Source organism: Streptomyces sp. NPDC090994 (assembly GCF_044768905.1).
In the GTDB taxonomy this organism is placed as follows: Bacteria; Actinomycetota; Actinomycetes; order Streptomycetales; family Streptomycetaceae; genus Streptomyces.
On the sequence record NZ_JBIVWS010000017.1, the window covers coordinates 61,207 to 75,114 of the forward strand.

Consider the following 13,908-nt stretch of genomic DNA (forward strand, 5'->3'; position numbering starts at 1 on the left):
CTACCCCCAGCGCTTGCGCAGATCTTCGTACCCCAAGGAGTCGATCCACCATGGCGAGCGATGCGCCCACCGGCCATGTATCCGATCTCGACTGGCTGATGAGCGGCCTCGTGCAGCGGGTGCCGCACACCTCCAGCGCGGTGCTGCTGTCCTGCGACGGGCTGGTGAAGTCCGTCCACGGCCTCGACGCCGACAGCGCCGACCACATGGCCGCGCTGGCCTCCGGCCTCTACTCCCTCGGCCGCAGCGCCGGAATCCGCTTCGGCGACAGCGGCGACGTACGGCAGGTCGTGGTCGAACTCGACTCGACCCTGCTGTTCGTCACCACCGCCGGCTCCGGCACCTGTCTGGCCGTACTGGCGGGCCGCGAGGCCGACGCCGCGGTGCTCGGCTACGAGATGGCGATGCTCGTCAAGAGCGTCCGCCCCTATCTGGTGACCGCGCCCCGCCAGCACACCCCCGGGTCCCCGGCCGGCCTGTCGTCCCCGTCGTCCCCGTCGGCTGCGCCGGCCCCGGCTTCCCCGGCGATGAGGCCTTGAGCGTGGCGACGGCCGGCGACGGGCCGTGGCTGGACGAAGCGGCCGGGCGCCTGGTGCGCCCCTTCACGGTCAGCAACGGCCGCACCCGGCCCACCGTCGCCCTCGACCTGATGTCGCAGGTGATGGCCACCGGGGCCACCCCCCTCGGCTACCTCGGCCCGGAGCACACACAGGCCCTCGACCTGTGCCGCGCTCCCGTCCCGGTCGCCGAGGTGGCCGCCCAACTGAGGCTGCCGGTGGCGGTCACCAAGGTGCTGCTGTCGGACCTCGTCGACTGCGGCGCGCTGACCACCAAGCCACCCGCCGCGTTCCACCACGACCCCACGGACCGGGCCCTTCTGGAGGCAGTGCTCGATGGACTACGACGACAGCTCTGACTACGACGAGAGCGCCGACGGCGGCGACCCGTTCCCCACGGCGCTGAAGATCCTGGTGGCGGGCGGGTTCGGCGTGGGCAAGACCACCTTCGTCGGCGCGGTCAGCGAGATCGCGCCGCTGAGCACCGAGGAACTGCTCACCACCGTCAGCGCCGCGACCGACAACCTCGACGGGATCGAGAACAAACTAGAGACCACCGTGGCCATGGACTTCGGCCGCATCACCCTCGACGCGCAGCACGTGCTGTACCTGTTCGGCACCCCCGGCCAGGAACGGTTCTGGTTCATGTGGGACGAACTGTGCGAGGGCGCGCTCGGCGCGGTCGTCCTCGCCGACACCCGGCGCCTGGAGGAGTCCTTCGCCGCCATCGACTTCTTCGAACAGCGCGGACTGTCCTTCATCGTCGCCGTCAACGAGTTCGACGGCGCCCACCGCTACGACACCGAGGAGGTGCGCACCGCCATCGACCTGCCCGAGGAGGTCCCGATCGTCCGCTGCGACGCCCGGATCTCCAGCTCCGGCGTACAGACCCTGCTCACCCTCGTACGCCATCTCATCGCCCACACGCCGGAGCCCGCCGCGGGGCACGGTGCCGGAGCCCGCCCATGAGCTACGACCCGCCGCGCCCGGCCGGACGGCTGCTGCTCACGCCCGAGGACCGGGAGGCCCCCGCGCGGGTACGGCGGCTGCGGCAGCTCGGCCTCGGGGAGCGCTGGGACCCCGCCCTCGACGCCTTCGCGGACCGGCTCGCCGAGATGGCCCAGGCGCCGTACGCGATGGTCAACTTCCTGGTGGAGAACGGGCAGTTCTTCGCCGGACTGCACGTCCCCCCGGTCCCGCCCGCGGGCGACGGCACCGTGCCCGAGTTCGCCCGGGTCCAGCCCCGCGACCACGGGTTCTGCCCCCATGTGGCCGCCCGGCGGCGGGCGTTGGTCCTGGAGGACGTCCGCGACTATCCACGGTTCGCGGGCAACCCGGTCGTCGACACCTTCGGCATCCGCTCCTACCTGGGCGCCCCGCTCATCGACAGCACCGGGACGGTGCTGGGCGCGGTGAGCGCCGCCGACGTGCGGCCCAGACCGTGGGGGAGGGCCGGGCTGGAGACCATCAAGGCGACGGCCGTGGACCTGATGGGCCGGATCGAGCGGAGCGCGGCCGACGGCCTGCCGCTGTGAGGCGCCCCCGCGCCGGGGTGTGAAGGAAAGCTGCGGAGGCGGTTAAGAAAACCTCGATGGACGGGCGACGCGCGGTGGGGCAGATTGCTGGGCGATCACCTCGTTCCCCCGGACGCGGGCCGCTTCGGCGTGCCCGGCGCCGGGACCCACCCGTCAGGAGCCGTGGCGTTGAAAGCGCTGGTCAAGGAGAAGGCGGAGCCCGGTCTGTGGCTCACGGACGTCCCCGAACCCGCCGTCGGACCCGGTGACGTCCTCATCAAGGTGCTGCGCACCGGGATCTGCGGCACCGACCTGCACATCCGCGCCTGGGACGGCTGGGCGCGCGGGGCCGTGAGCGCCCCGCTGGTCCTCGGCCACGAGTTCGCCGGCGAGGTCGTGGCCACCGGCCGGGACGTCACCGACATCGCGGCCGGCGACCTGGTCAGCGGCGAGGGCCACCTCGTGTGCGGGAAGTGCCGCAACTGCCTGGCCGGACGGCGCCACCTGTGCCGGTCCACCGTCGGGCTCGGCGTCGGCCGGGACGGGGCGTTCGCGGAGTACGTCGCGCTGCCCGCGGCCAACGTGTGGGTGCACCGCGCCCCCGTCGACCTCGACGTGGCCGCCATCTTCGACCCGTTCGGCAACGCCGTGCACACCGCCCTGTCCTTCCCGCTGGTCGGCGAGGACGTCCTGATCACCGGCGCCGGGCCGATCGGCCTGATGGCCGCCGCCGTGGCCCGGCACGCAGGCGCCCGCCACGTGATGGTCACCGACGTCAGCGAGGAACGGCTGGAGCTGGCCCGCGAGGTCGGCGCGAGCCTCGCCCTGAACGTCACCGGGGCGGCCATCGCGGACGGGCAGCGGGAACTGGGCCTGCGCGAGGGCTTCGACATCGGCCTGGAGATGTCCGGCCGCCCCGAGGCGCTGCGCGACATGCTCGCCAACATGACCCACGGCGGCCGGATCGCGATGCTGGGCCTGCCGTCCGAGGAGTTCGCGGTCGACTGGGCCCGCGTCGTCACCTCGATGATCACCATCAAGGGCATCTACGGCCGGGAGATGTTCGAGACCTGGTACGCGATGTCGGTGCTGCTGGAGGGCGGCCTCGACCTCGCCCCCGTGATCACCGGCCGGTACTCCCACCGCGACCACGAGGCCGCGTTCGCCGACGCAGCGAGCGGACGCGGCGGCAAGGTCGTCCTCGACTGGACCGTCTGACACCCCCGATCCTTCCCTGGAGCCCTCGATGTTCGACTCCGTACGCGACGACCTGCGCGCCACCCTCGACGAGATCCGCGCCGCCGGACTGCACAAGCCCGAGCGCGTCATCGGCACCCCGCAGTCGGCCACCGTCGCCGTCACCGCCGGCGGCCGCCCCGGCGAGGTCCTCAACTTCTGCGCCAACAACTACCTCGGCCTCGCCGACCACCCCGAGGTGACCGCCGCCGCCCACCGGGCCCTGGACCGCTGGGGCTACGGCATGGCCTCCGTCCGCTTCATCTGCGGCACCCAGGAGGTGCACAAGGAACTGGAGGCCCGGCTCTCCGCCTTCCTCGGGCAGGAGGACACGATCCTCTACTCCTCCTGCTTCGACGCCAACGGTGGTGTCTTCGAGACGCTGCTCGGCCCCGAGGACGCGGTCGTCTCCGACGCCCTCAACCACGCCTCCATCATCGACGGCATCCGCCTGTCCAAGGCCCGCCGCCTCCGCTACGCCAACCGCGATCTCGCCGACCTGGAACGGCGGTTGAAGGACGCCTCCGACGCGCGACGGCGCCTGATCGTCACCGACGGCGTGTTCTCGATGGACGGGTACGTGGCACCGCTCGCCGACATCTGCGACCTGGCCGACCGCTACGACGCCATGGTCATGGTCGACGACTCGCACGCCGTCGGCTTCGTCGGCCCCGGCGGGCGCGGCACCCCCGAGCTGCACGGCGTCATGGACCGCGTCGACATCCTCACCGGCACCCTCGGCAAGGCCCTCGGCGGCGCCTCCGGCGGGTACGTCGCCGCCCGCGCCGAGATCGTCGCGCTGCTGCGCCAGCGGTCCCGGCCGTACCTCTTCTCCAACACCCTCGCCCCGGTGATCGCCGCCGCGTCCCTCAAGGTCCTCGACCTCCTGGAGTCCGCCGACGACCTGCGGGTCCGGCTCGCCGAGAACACCGCGCTGTTCCGCCGCCGGATGACCGAGGAGGGCTTCGAGGTCCTCCCCGGCGACCACGCCATCGCGCCGGTGATGATCGGGGACGCGGCGCGGGCCGGCCGGCTGGCCGAGCTGCTGCTGGAGCGCGGCGTGTACGTGATCGGCTTCTCCTACCCGGTCGTCCCGCAGGGGCAGGCCCGTATCCGGGTGCAGCTGTCGGCCGCGCACTCCACCGAGGACGTGCACCGCGCGGTGGACGCCTTCGTGGGGGCACGGGCGGAACTCGATGCCTGAGCTGGGAGAATCGACGGCATGATCGAAGCGCGGCGGCTGCACATCCTGCGGGCCCTGGCCGACCACCGCACGGTGACCGCGGCCGCCGCCGCGCTCTACCTCACCCCCTCGGCGGTCTCCCAGCAGCTCGCCGCCCTGGAGCAGGAGACCGGCCACCGCCTGGTCGAGCGCGGCGCCAAGGGCGTACGGCTCACCCCGGCCGGCGAGATCCTGCTCGGCCACACCAACGCCGTCCTCGCCCAGCTGGAGCGGGCCGAGGCCGAGCTGGCCGCGTACGCCTCGGGCGAGGCCGGCACGGTCACCGTCGCCTCGTTCGCGACCGGCATCGCCCAGGTCGTCGCGCCGGCGCTGACCGGCCTCGCCCGCAGCGCGCCCGGCATCCGGCTGCGGGTCCAGGACGCCGAGGGCGACGCCAGCGTGCCGATGGTGCTGGACCGGCAGGTCGACGTGGCCGTCGCCGTCGAGTACCGCGGGGCGCCGTCGGCCGACGACCCGCGGCTGACCCACGTCCCGCTGTACGCCGAGCCGTTCGACGCGGTCGTGCCGGTCACCCACCGGCTCGGTGACGCCGCCGAGGTGCCGCTCGCGGAGCTGGCCAAGGACCCGTGGATCGGGCCGTACCCCGGCAACCCCTGTCACGACGTGGTGATGCTGGCCTGCGAGAGCGCCGGGTTCCAGCCCCGCCCCGAGCACTCCTCGGACGACTTCCGCGCGGTGGTCGCCCTCGCCTCGGCCGGGGCGGGCGTGGCCCTCGTCCCGCGCTCGGCGCTGCGCGGCATGGACCTCACCGGCGTGGTCGTCCGCCCGGTCGACGGGGTCGCGCCCACCCGCCGGGTCTTCGCGGCCGTACGCCGGGGCGCCGAGGAGCACCCGTTGATCCGCCCGGTACTGGACGCGCTGGAGACGGCGGCGCGGGAGTGAGCGTCCCGTAACATGTCTGTCTCATATCCGGGATAGTGTCCCGGATATGAGACAGCGTACTGACGGGACGGCCCCGGACCCGGTGGACGTCCGGCTCGGCACCCGCCTGGCCGAACTGCGTGCCGAACGCGGCTGGTCCCTGGACGAACTGGCGGAACGCACCGGCGTGAGCCGCTCCACCCTCTCCCGTGCCGAGCGGGCCGAGATCAGCCCCACCGCCGCCCTCCTGAACCGCCTGTGCGCGGTCCACGGACGGACCATGTCCCAGTTGCTCGGCGAGGTCGAGGCCCGGCCCGCTCCCGTGGTCCGGGCCGCCGACCAGCAGGTCTGGACGGACCGCGCCGCCGGTTTCGTACGCCGGTCGGTGTCCCCGCCGCACGCCGGGCTGCGCGGCGAACTCGTGGAGGGCCGGCTCGCGGCCGGCGCCGACCTGGCGTACGACCGGCCGCCCGTGCCCGGTCTGGAGCAGCACATCTGGGTGCTGGAGGGGGAGCTGGAGGTGACGGCGCAGGACACCGCGCACCGCCTGGACGCCGGTGACTGTCTGCGGCTGCGGGTCTGGGGGCCGACCCGGTTCCGCTGCCCCGGGCCGGGCGACGCGCGGTACGTGCTGGCGGTGGTGCTGCCGTGACGGCGACCCGCCTGGACGCGCCCCGACTCGCCGACGCCGCGGGGGAGTTGGCCGACCTGCTGACCGACACCGTGCGCGGCGGCGCCTCGGTCGGCTTCCTCGCCCCGCTCGACCGGGCCGAGGCCCTCGCCTGGTGGCGGTCGCGGGCCGACGCGGTGGCCGCCGGCGGCCTCGCCGTGTGGGTGACGCGCGAGGACGGACGGGTGACCGGCACCGTCGGCCTCGTCCTGCCCGACAAGCCCAACAGCCGCCACCGCGCCGAACTCGTCAAGCTGATGGTGCACCCCCGCGCCCGCGGCCGGGGCCTCGGCCGCACCCTCCTGGACACCGCCGAACGGGCCGCCGCCGAGGCCGGCATCACCCTGCTCCACCTGGACACCGAGACCGACAGCCCCGCCGAACACCTCTACCGCTCGGCGGGCTGGACCCGGGCCGGAGTGATCCCCGACTACGCCGCGAACCCGCACGGTGTCCTGCGGCCCACGACGCTGTACTTCAAGCACGTCGGACCGCCCGGCTGAGCCGGGCTCAGGACGCGCGCCGCGCGGCCCGCACCATGCGCTCGGTCCGCACCGTCAGGTCGTCGCGGCGCGGGAGGCGGTGCGGATCGTCGGTGTCGAGCAGCCGGTCGAGGGCGGTGAGCACCTCGGCGTCCAGGTCGAGGATCTCCGCTTGGGCGTCGGAGTCGTGGTGCGCGGGCGGGCAGATGTGTGTCATACCGGCCACGCCAGGAGAACCGTCGGCGGACCGCGCGGTCGCTTCCCGGAGGGCAGGACGATGGCCGCCCGGCGTGCCGGGCACGCAAGAAGCCCTGGTCCGCGGCCCCGCCCTCACGCAGACGGGCGTCCGGTGTCCTCCTCCGTCTCGGCGCGCTGGTGGCCGCGGCGGGCGTCACGGTCGAAGATGCCCAGGACGTCGCACGGCCCGCCCTCGGCGCCGAGGGCGTGCGGGAGCATCGTCGGGAACTCGGCGGCCTGGTGGGTCTCCACCCGGATGCGCCGGTCGCCCAGGAGCAGGACGGCGGTGCCGGAGAGCACGACGAGCCACTCCCGGCCGGGATGGGCGCGCATGCGCGCGGGACTGTCGGGCGGCGGGTCCGTCAGGCGCTGGCGTACGACGCTCAGCCCCGGGTCGGCGCGGACGGCCCACCGCATCCGGTGGTGGGCCGCGTCGATCGTCGGGCTGGAGATCACGTCGTCGGCGGCGGTCTCGACCAACTGGTCGAGGGAGGTGTCCAGGGCGCGGGCGAGGGTGACGAGCTGGTCCAGCGCGAGGCGGCGCCGGCCGTTCTCGATGCGGCTGAGCGTGGAGGGGCTGAGCCGGGCGCGGCCGGCCAGCTCGTCGAGGGACCAGCCCTGCGCCACGCGCAGGGCGCGGATCCGGGCGCGTACGAGACCGTCGAGGTCATCGGAGAATTGCGTCACGAGCACAAGGATATGCGCCCTGCGCAAAACCGTCGGTGGCGCGGGACCAGGACCGGCGGGCAGCCGTCCCCGGCCGACTGTCAGTGGCACGGGCTACGGTGCCTGACATGCCGGACGCCGAAGACGTACGCCGTATCGCCCTGTCCCTGCCGGACACCACGGAGAAGATCGCCTGGAGCATGCCGACCTTCCGGGTCGCGGGCAAGATGTTCGCCACGCTGCCCGAGGACGAGACGTCCATCGCCGTGCGCTGCCCCAAGGAGGAGCGGGACGAACTGGTCCTCGCCGAGCCGGACAAGTTCTGGATCGCCGGGCACGAGGCCCAGTTCGCCTGGGTGCGGGCCCGGCTGGCCGCGCTGGACGGCGAGGACGAGCTGCGGGACATCCTCGCCGACTCCTGGCGCCAGGCCGCCCCGTCCGCCCTGCTGGAGAGCCACCCCCGGCTGGGCCTGCCGCCCACCGGCTGACGTCCCCCGGGGTCAGCTCCCCGCCGCCGCCCCGAGGAAGCCGCCGATCCGCTCCCGCAGCGACCGGGCGTCCAGTCCGTGCGCGGCGGCGTGCTCCTCGACGAGCCCGTACCGCCGCAGTTCGCGCCGGCCGACCCCCAGGCCCAGCACCCGGTGCGGTACGTCGGACAGCGCCTCGTTCACGGCCGCCGCCGACGTACCCGCGAGGTACGGCTCGACCAGGACCACGTCCGCCCGCGCCGCCCGCACGGCCCGGCGCAGCGCCCCGGCGTCGAAGGGGCGGACCGTGGTGGCGTACAGCACGGTGACGTCCAGTCCCTGCGTGGCGGCGAGCACGCCGTCCAGCACCGGCCCGACGGCGACGACCACGCCCGAGCCGCCCTCGCGCAGGACACGGAACCGCTCCCCGTCGACCGGCAGCCCGTCGGCGTTCGACTGCACCGACAGCCGTACGTACACCTTGTCGTCCCCGGCGGCGACCGCGTGCCGCAGCAGGGTCTCGGCCTCGTCCGGATGCCCGGGCACGTGCACCGTCCAGCCGTCCAGGGTGTCGAGCAGCGCCACGTCACCGGGCGCCATGTGGGTGTATCCGCCGGCCGGCCAGTCGAAGGACGCGGCGGCGCTGACCAGCACCGCGCCCGCGTCCTGATGGCCGAGGTCCAGCTTGACCTGCTCGAAGGGCCGCTCCACGAGGAAGCTGGCGAAGGTGTGCACGACGGGCCGCAGCCCGGTCAGCGCCAGCCCCGCGGCGGCACCGACGAGCAGCTGCTCGCGGATGCCGACGTTGATCACCCGGTCGGGGTGGCGGCGTCCGGCCTCCGCGAAGCCGTCCGCGCCGATCTCGGCGAGGACCACGGCGACGCGCGGATCCTCGTCGAGCAGCCCGGAGACGACAGGGGCGAAACGGTCACGCATGGTGTCCATGGGAGTTCCTTCCGAAGGGGAGTTCAGGCGGACTTCGGCTCCACCCGGGCCACCACCACGTGCGGGCGGCCCGGATGCGGCGCGGTGAACGCCGCGTACAGCTGCTCGTGGTCCCGGCCGTCGGCGGTCACCGTCGACCAGCCCGCGGCCTCGAAGCGGGCCGCGATGCCGCCGGGCCGCGCGTGCCGGGCGGAGGCGTTGTCGACGACGACGGTGTGCAGCCGCTCCAGGCCGGCGGCCCCGGCGAAGGCGATCGCCTCGTGATTGCTGCCCTCGTCCAGCTCCGCGTCCCCGGTCAGCACCCACACCCGGGGCTCACCGCGCCCCTGGGCGCGCAGTCCCAGTGCCACGCCGACCGCGATCGGCAGCCCGTGCCCCCAGCGAACCGCTGCCGATCTCCACCCCCGGCACCAGGGTCCGGTCGGGGTGGTGTCCGAGCGGCGAGTCGTAGGAGCCGAAGCCGTCCAGCCAGTCCACGGGCACGAAGCCCTTGGCGGCGAGCACGGCGTAGTACGCCATCGGCCCGTGCCCTTTCGACAGCAGGAACCGGTCCCGCGCCGGGTCGTCCCCGCGCTCCGGGCCGACCCGCAGTACCCGGTCGTACAGCACCCACAGCACGTCCAGGGTGGACGTCGCGGCGGGCCCGTGCTTCTCGTCCCCTGTCATCCGCGCCATCAGGCCCGGCAGGTCGGCGTACCCATGAGTACGCCCGCGTTCCTCGGTCGTCTTCGTCATACGGACGAGCGTGCGACCTCGACCTAACTTGAGGTCAAGTGGTGCCGGGTGCGGTACGGGAAAGGGATGCGCGACCACCGGCCCGAGTGCGGTATGGTTTTCCTGCACGCCCGCCCGGGGAAACCCCAGGTCAGGCGGGCAACGGGACGTGGCGCAGCTTGGTAGCGCACTTGACTGGGGGTCAAGGGGTCGCAGGTTCAAATCCTGTCGTCCCGACTGGAGACAGTCGCGGAGCAGAGGGCCCGCCGGAGCAATCCGGCGGGCCCTCTGCCGCATGCCCCGGGGACCATGGGGGGACCAGGCGGTCTGGCGGGCGCGGCGGGGACCTGCCGGCAAGGTCGGCAGGGTCGGCAGGGTTTTCGGGGCGCGGACCACGGTCAGGTGGGCGGTGAGCGCGGCGCCGGCGTCGGCGAACCAGGTGAGTCCGGTGTGGCGCGGGTCGTGGCGGCGCCACGCCCGCGCCGATCGAGATGACCGTGGCCCCGCACACCGTCAGCGCCCCGGCCTTGCCGGCGCGCTCGGCGCCGGCTACCCGTGGCGGTATGACGGCGGCCCGGAGGAGATCGTCCCCACCGCTTTGAGGGTCCGCAGGACAGGGGCCGTCTCCAGGGTGCGGATCGCCTTCACCGTGCCCAGACCGTGGGTGAGGTAGCGGTACAAAGCCGCGGTGTCCTCGCACAGTGCGTGAGCCACGAGGTTGGTAGGGCCGGTCGTATGGGCCACGAAGGCGAGTTCGTCATGCCGGGCCAATGTCGTGGCCACCTCGTCGAGATGCGCCGGAGCGACCGCCATCCACAGCAGGACCTTGGTGCTGCCTCCCAGAAGCACTGGGTCGAGTTCCACGTCGAAGAAGACGGCTCCGCATGCGCGGAGGTCGTCCAGCCGGCGCGACACCGTCGCCGGCGACAGGCCCGTGGTGGCCGCGAGGTCACCGACACTGGTGCGGCCGTCCCGTCTCAGGGCGTGCATGAGGGCGTGGTCCGCGGGTGAGAGCTGCACTCGCCGGTGCTTCCCTGGTGGCGCGGACTCGATGCACCCCATCGGTCTCGTGCCTCTCAGCAGGCGTTGCTGTCGCAGGGTGAGGGCGTTGGCGCTCATGCGCCACGGAGTGCGCCAGCCGATGTAGGCGTGCAGCAGGTGATGCGCGGAGACGGCGGTGAGCCCGACGCTGGGTGGGAGCTCGTGCAGGAGCAGGGTATGGCCGTGTGCCGTGCCCAGGGGTGTTTCGAGTACGGCGACGATCTCGGTACCGCCACCGGTCAGGTAGACCCACGACGTGTCCTCGCGTCGGACCAGGGCGCGGGCGAGATCGAGTGCCGTCTCGGGGGCCGAGGTCAGGCGGAGCAGCCACTGTTCGTGGCCGGTCAGCTGGGGGTCGGGCAGTCCGACGACGCGGAGCGCGGCGTGTTCGCGCAGTCTTTCGTAGCGGCGGGAGATCGTCTGCGGGGACACGCTCAGCACGTTCGCCATGTGCGTGAAAGAGGCACGTCCGTCGATGTGCAGCGCATGGATCAAGGCGCGATCGAGGTCGTCGAGCATGCGCACACCATCCTTCACGCACCACGTGGCAGGGCGTGGCAAGTCGCCGGTGGCGACGCCCGCACACGTCGGTGCTCCGCTCGGTCGTGATCCGGGCCCGGCCGCCCGGAACGCCGAGGGGGGAGTCCACCCCCCTCGGCGGTGGCGGCGAGCCTTTCGCCGCCACGGGGAACGGGTCAGTCCCTGATCACCGACTTGCAGCGCATCAGGAACTCGGCGAGATAGCCGTCGTGCGGCATGCCGGACTCCATCCAGTACGTTCGGTGGTCTCCCACGTACACGTTACTGATCGAGGGTTCTTCCAGCAGTCCGTCGACGAGCCGGTCGTCGTGTGTCATCGCCGTCAGGACGAGGCTGTTCCGCAGGGGCGCGAGGCCCGCCTCCCGCGTCCACGGAGCGACCCACACGCAAGGGAACGGCAGCTCGACGGAGGCCTGCGGCGCATCGGGCCGGTCGAGTTGGTGGACCGCGGGCCGGAGGACGGCGCTGCCGTCCCCCAGTTCGTCGGCGATGCCGTCGCCGCCCAGCCATGCCCTGGCGCCTGCCGCCTTGTGCGACAGGTGAGCCTCGAACGCCTTCGCCGTGGCGAGCGGCTGCACCGGGCAGACCGCCCCGGGATCCTCCGGCGGCAGACTGGGCACCGAGGACAGACGTTCGGCCAGCGCCTCGCAGAGCGGGGCCGGATCGCCCTCTACGAACACGGCGGTGGTGTTGACGCAACCGGTGCCGCCATGGCCGCTCACGGAGTCGACGATGGTGTCGAGGCGGTCCCGCCAGTCCACCTCCTCGGTCAGCAGGATCTTCGAACGGCCCGGGCCCTGCGGGAGGATCGACGCGTCCGTGGCGTAGCTGCGCACCACGTCCTCGCCTCCGTAGACCATCCCCAGATCGGCGCCGCGCAGCACGGCGTCCGCGGTGGCGTGGTCGGTCGGCAGCAGCACCACGTGGTCGTCGCCGAAGCCGGCGCCGCGCAGCGCCGTGATCAGCCGGTGCGGGGTGAAGGGCTCGCGCCGGGAGGGGCGGACCGCGACGCGGTAGCCCAGCGCGAGCGCCTCCGGCCAGAGGCTGTGCGGTCCGGGGTGGTTGCCGGCCGCGTGCACGGCGAAGACGCTGCCGCGCCGGGCCCACACCGCACGGCCCGTGCGGGTCAGCGGGTCGTCCCACCGCGTCACTGATCCGGCCGGCCTGGCGTGCTCCACGCTGTGGTGGACCTTCCTCAGCCGGGCCGCGATCGCCCGGGTGGTGGCCCGCACCTCGGAGATCGGGATCCCGCCGACCCGGCTGACCCGGTACTCGTACTCCTCGACCGACTGGCCGTCCAGGACGGCGGTCGAGAAGAGCTGGGCGGCACGGCCGATCATGCCGATCCGGTCGTCCAGCGCGAGAGGGGAGGCACGGTGCAGGGACTTCATCGCGCGCTCGACGAACAGCGAGGGAACCAGGCTCAGTTCGGCGACCTCCCGGCCCGCGACGTCGTGCACGGTCCTGCGGTTCCGGGCCCTGTACGCGCCCTGCGCCCCCAGGGCGTCGAGCTGCAGGAGATGGGTGCGGGGCTCCGCCATCAGTAGACCCCCTCGATCACGGCCTCGTCCTCGAAGGTCTCGACCGGGGCGATGTCCGCCACCGCGTCGCCGATGTGACCGGCGAGGGGCTCGATCCGGATCGCGGTGTCCCGCTCCAGGTTGTTGGGCAGGAAGAACGACTTGCTGACGTGGTGGACCAGGACGCGGCCGCGATCGCCGTACGCGACGGTCCCGAGCGTCTCCGGATCGACGACGGAGAACGTCACGTACGGGCTGTAGGCGTCGAAGACGCAGCCGGAGTCCTCCGGGAGGTCCGGGCGCTCGCCGGCGAAGCCGAGGATCATGGTGCTGCCGTAGTTGCCGCACAGGACCGTCTTGGGGAAGACCTCGGTCTTGTAGAGGTAGCGCGAATCGGGATCCAGCTGGGTGCCGCCCCAGCGGATGGCCCGGACCTTCTCGTTGACCAGCTCGGCCAGGTCGTCCCGGCGGGCGAGGCGCTCAAGGAGCGGGGGCGTGATGGTCAGGACGCCGATGTCCTGGGTACGGAGTACGAGCCCGGCCTGGTCGATGAGGTGTTCGGCGTAGGCGCCGGCGTCGGCGCCCCGTCCGCCGGCGATCAGTTTCTTCACCCAGCGGGGGTCGAGGTCGACCGTGAAGCCGTGGCTCCCGTGGCTGCTCGCGGACCTGCGGAAGTACTCGCCCACGATGTGCGGGCCGGTCGGGACGAGTCCGAGCCAGTTCACCCCGCCGGGGAAACCGTGGGCGTCGAGATTGGCGTTGCTCCAGTGGAGCATGCGCTCCAGCCAGTCGCGGAGCAGGACGACCCGCTTGGGGACTCCCGTGGTCCCGCCGCTCTCGAAGACGCCGACGACGTCGGGGTGCTTGCCGTAGCCCTGGGGGATCAGGTCCTCGGCACGGACGTCGCGCAGTTCGGCCGCCACGTCGGGGAAGAGCCTGAGGTCTTCGTGGGTGCGGACGTCGCTGCGGGGATCGAAGGGGAGAGTCCTGGCCCGTTCCAGCCAGAACCGGGAACCCGTGCCGGGATGGAAGTGCCACTCCATGGCGGCCCGGATCAGCTCGTCCGGCTCGGGACGGACGGCGACGGGGAGGTCGAGGACTTCTGTGCTGGCGCGAGGCACGGGTACTCCTTCTCGGCGTATGAGATGAGGGCGGGGCTGCCGGGCGGGGGTGCGGAACCTGTGCCGGCCCGCCGTTGCGTACGAAGCGCGGCGC

Annotated in this window: 15 protein-coding genes, 1 tRNA gene and 2 pseudogenes; 11 read left to right on the top strand and 7 right to left on the bottom strand. The window is 73.1% G+C overall.

The genetic code is table 11. The features are described from left to right. Nucleotides 1-50 precede the first annotated feature (50 nt). The 9 genes from ACIQR3_RS28230 to ACIQR3_RS28270 all read left to right on the top strand — a co-directional run bounded on the left by ACIQR3_RS28230 (nucleotide 51) and on the right by ACIQR3_RS28270 (nucleotide 6,584). Complete coding sequence (locus ACIQR3_RS28230; protein WP_403543456.1) at nucleotides 51-539, top strand: roadblock/LC7 domain-containing protein; 489 nt, start codon at nucleotides 51-53, stop codon at nucleotides 537-539. A 2-nt stretch (nucleotides 540-541) separates the two neighbouring features. Next, nucleotides 542-916: a DUF742 domain-containing protein gene (locus tag ACIQR3_RS28235; RefSeq protein WP_215171462.1), complete on the top strand. Its 375-nt coding sequence runs from the start codon at nucleotides 542-544 to the stop codon at nucleotides 914-916. Next, on the top strand, nucleotides 894-1,526 hold the full coding sequence (locus ACIQR3_RS28240) for an ATP/GTP-binding protein (RefSeq protein WP_215171420.1): 633 nt from the start codon (nucleotides 894-896) through the stop codon (nucleotides 1,524-1,526). The genes ACIQR3_RS28235 and ACIQR3_RS28240 overlap by 23 nt, the downstream gene beginning before the upstream one ends. Beyond that, on the top strand, nucleotides 1,523-2,092 hold the full coding sequence (locus ACIQR3_RS28245; protein WP_403543457.1) for a GAF domain-containing protein: 570 nt from the start codon (nucleotides 1,523-1,525) through the stop codon (nucleotides 2,090-2,092). Before ACIQR3_RS28240 ends, ACIQR3_RS28245 begins: the two co-directional genes overlap by 4 nt. 168 nt (nucleotides 2,093-2,260) lie before the next feature. Continuing rightward, the gene (gene tdh / locus ACIQR3_RS28250) at nucleotides 2,261-3,289 is read left to right on the top strand and encodes an L-threonine 3-dehydrogenase (RefSeq protein WP_403543536.1); all 1,029 of its coding nucleotides are present in this window, start codon (nucleotides 2,261-2,263) and stop codon (nucleotides 3,287-3,289) included. 28 nt (nucleotides 3,290-3,317) lie between these two features. Next, on the top strand, nucleotides 3,318-4,511 hold the full coding sequence (locus tag ACIQR3_RS28255) for a glycine C-acetyltransferase (RefSeq protein WP_403543458.1): 1,194 nt from the start codon (nucleotides 3,318-3,320) through the stop codon (nucleotides 4,509-4,511). Nucleotides 4,512-4,529: 18 nt separating this feature from the next. Beyond that, nucleotides 4,530-5,432, top strand: coding sequence for a LysR family transcriptional regulator (locus ACIQR3_RS28260; protein ID WP_403543459.1), 903 nt, complete (start codon nucleotides 4,530-4,532; stop codon nucleotides 5,430-5,432). 46 nt (nucleotides 5,433-5,478) lie between these two features. Continuing rightward, complete coding sequence (locus tag ACIQR3_RS28265) at nucleotides 5,479-6,063, top strand: helix-turn-helix domain-containing protein (RefSeq protein WP_403543460.1); 585 nt, start codon at nucleotides 5,479-5,481, stop codon at nucleotides 6,061-6,063. Beyond that, nucleotides 6,060-6,584, top strand: coding sequence for a GNAT family N-acetyltransferase (locus tag ACIQR3_RS28270; protein WP_403543461.1), 525 nt, complete (start codon nucleotides 6,060-6,062; stop codon nucleotides 6,582-6,584). Before ACIQR3_RS28265 ends, ACIQR3_RS28270 begins: the two co-directional genes overlap by 4 nt. 7 nt (nucleotides 6,585-6,591) lie before the next feature. Here the strand turns inward: ACIQR3_RS28270 and ACIQR3_RS28275 are convergent. Continuing rightward, a pseudogene (locus tag ACIQR3_RS28275) lies at nucleotides 6,592-6,720 on the bottom strand (SAM-dependent methyltransferase); the annotation flags it as partial. A gap of 173 nt (nucleotides 6,721-6,893) precedes the next feature. After that, nucleotides 6,894-7,487 (bottom strand): helix-turn-helix domain-containing protein, encoded by a 594-nt coding sequence (locus tag ACIQR3_RS28280; RefSeq protein WP_403543462.1) that lies wholly within the window; start codon nucleotides 7,485-7,487, stop codon nucleotides 6,894-6,896. A 107-nt stretch (nucleotides 7,488-7,594) separates the two neighbouring features. Between ACIQR3_RS28280 and ACIQR3_RS28285 the strand changes: the two genes are divergently transcribed. After that, nucleotides 7,595-7,954, top strand: coding sequence for an MmcQ/YjbR family DNA-binding protein (locus ACIQR3_RS28285; protein ID WP_403543463.1), 360 nt, complete (start codon nucleotides 7,595-7,597; stop codon nucleotides 7,952-7,954). A gap of 12 nt (nucleotides 7,955-7,966) precedes the next feature. Here the strand turns inward: ACIQR3_RS28285 and ACIQR3_RS28290 are convergent, their stop codons facing one another. Both ACIQR3_RS28290 and ACIQR3_RS28295 read right to left on the bottom strand, forming a co-directional pair. Next, nucleotides 7,967-8,878, bottom strand: a complete 912-nt coding sequence (locus tag ACIQR3_RS28290; RefSeq protein ID WP_403543464.1) for a transketolase family protein — start codon at nucleotides 8,876-8,878, stop codon at nucleotides 7,967-7,969. 23 nt (nucleotides 8,879-8,901) lie between these two features. Then, a pseudogene (locus ACIQR3_RS28295) lies at nucleotides 8,902-9,613 on the bottom strand (transketolase). A gap of 142 nt (nucleotides 9,614-9,755) precedes the next feature. On the opposite strand from ACIQR3_RS28295, the gene ACIQR3_RS28300 reads away from it, so the two are divergent. After that, a tRNA-Pro gene (locus ACIQR3_RS28300) sits at nucleotides 9,756-9,829 on the top strand. A 312-nt stretch (nucleotides 9,830-10,141) separates the two neighbouring features. Here ACIQR3_RS28300 and ACIQR3_RS28305 read toward each other — a convergent pair. The 3 genes from ACIQR3_RS28305 to ACIQR3_RS28315 form a co-directional block, all read right to left on the bottom strand. Beyond that, the gene (locus ACIQR3_RS28305) at nucleotides 10,142-11,152 is read right to left on the bottom strand and encodes an Lrp/AsnC family transcriptional regulator (protein WP_403543465.1); all 1,011 of its coding nucleotides are present in this window, start codon (nucleotides 11,150-11,152) and stop codon (nucleotides 10,142-10,144) included. A 176-nt stretch (nucleotides 11,153-11,328) separates the two neighbouring features. After that, nucleotides 11,329-12,714: an aldehyde dehydrogenase family protein gene (locus ACIQR3_RS28310; protein WP_403543466.1), complete on the bottom strand. Its 1,386-nt coding sequence runs from the start codon at nucleotides 12,712-12,714 to the stop codon at nucleotides 11,329-11,331. Then, nucleotides 12,714-13,814, bottom strand: coding sequence for a phenazine antibiotic biosynthesis protein (locus ACIQR3_RS28315; protein ID WP_403543467.1), 1,101 nt, complete (start codon nucleotides 13,812-13,814; stop codon nucleotides 12,714-12,716). The genes ACIQR3_RS28310 and ACIQR3_RS28315 overlap by 1 nt, the downstream gene beginning before the upstream one ends. Nucleotides 13,815-13,908: the final 94 nt, after the last annotated feature.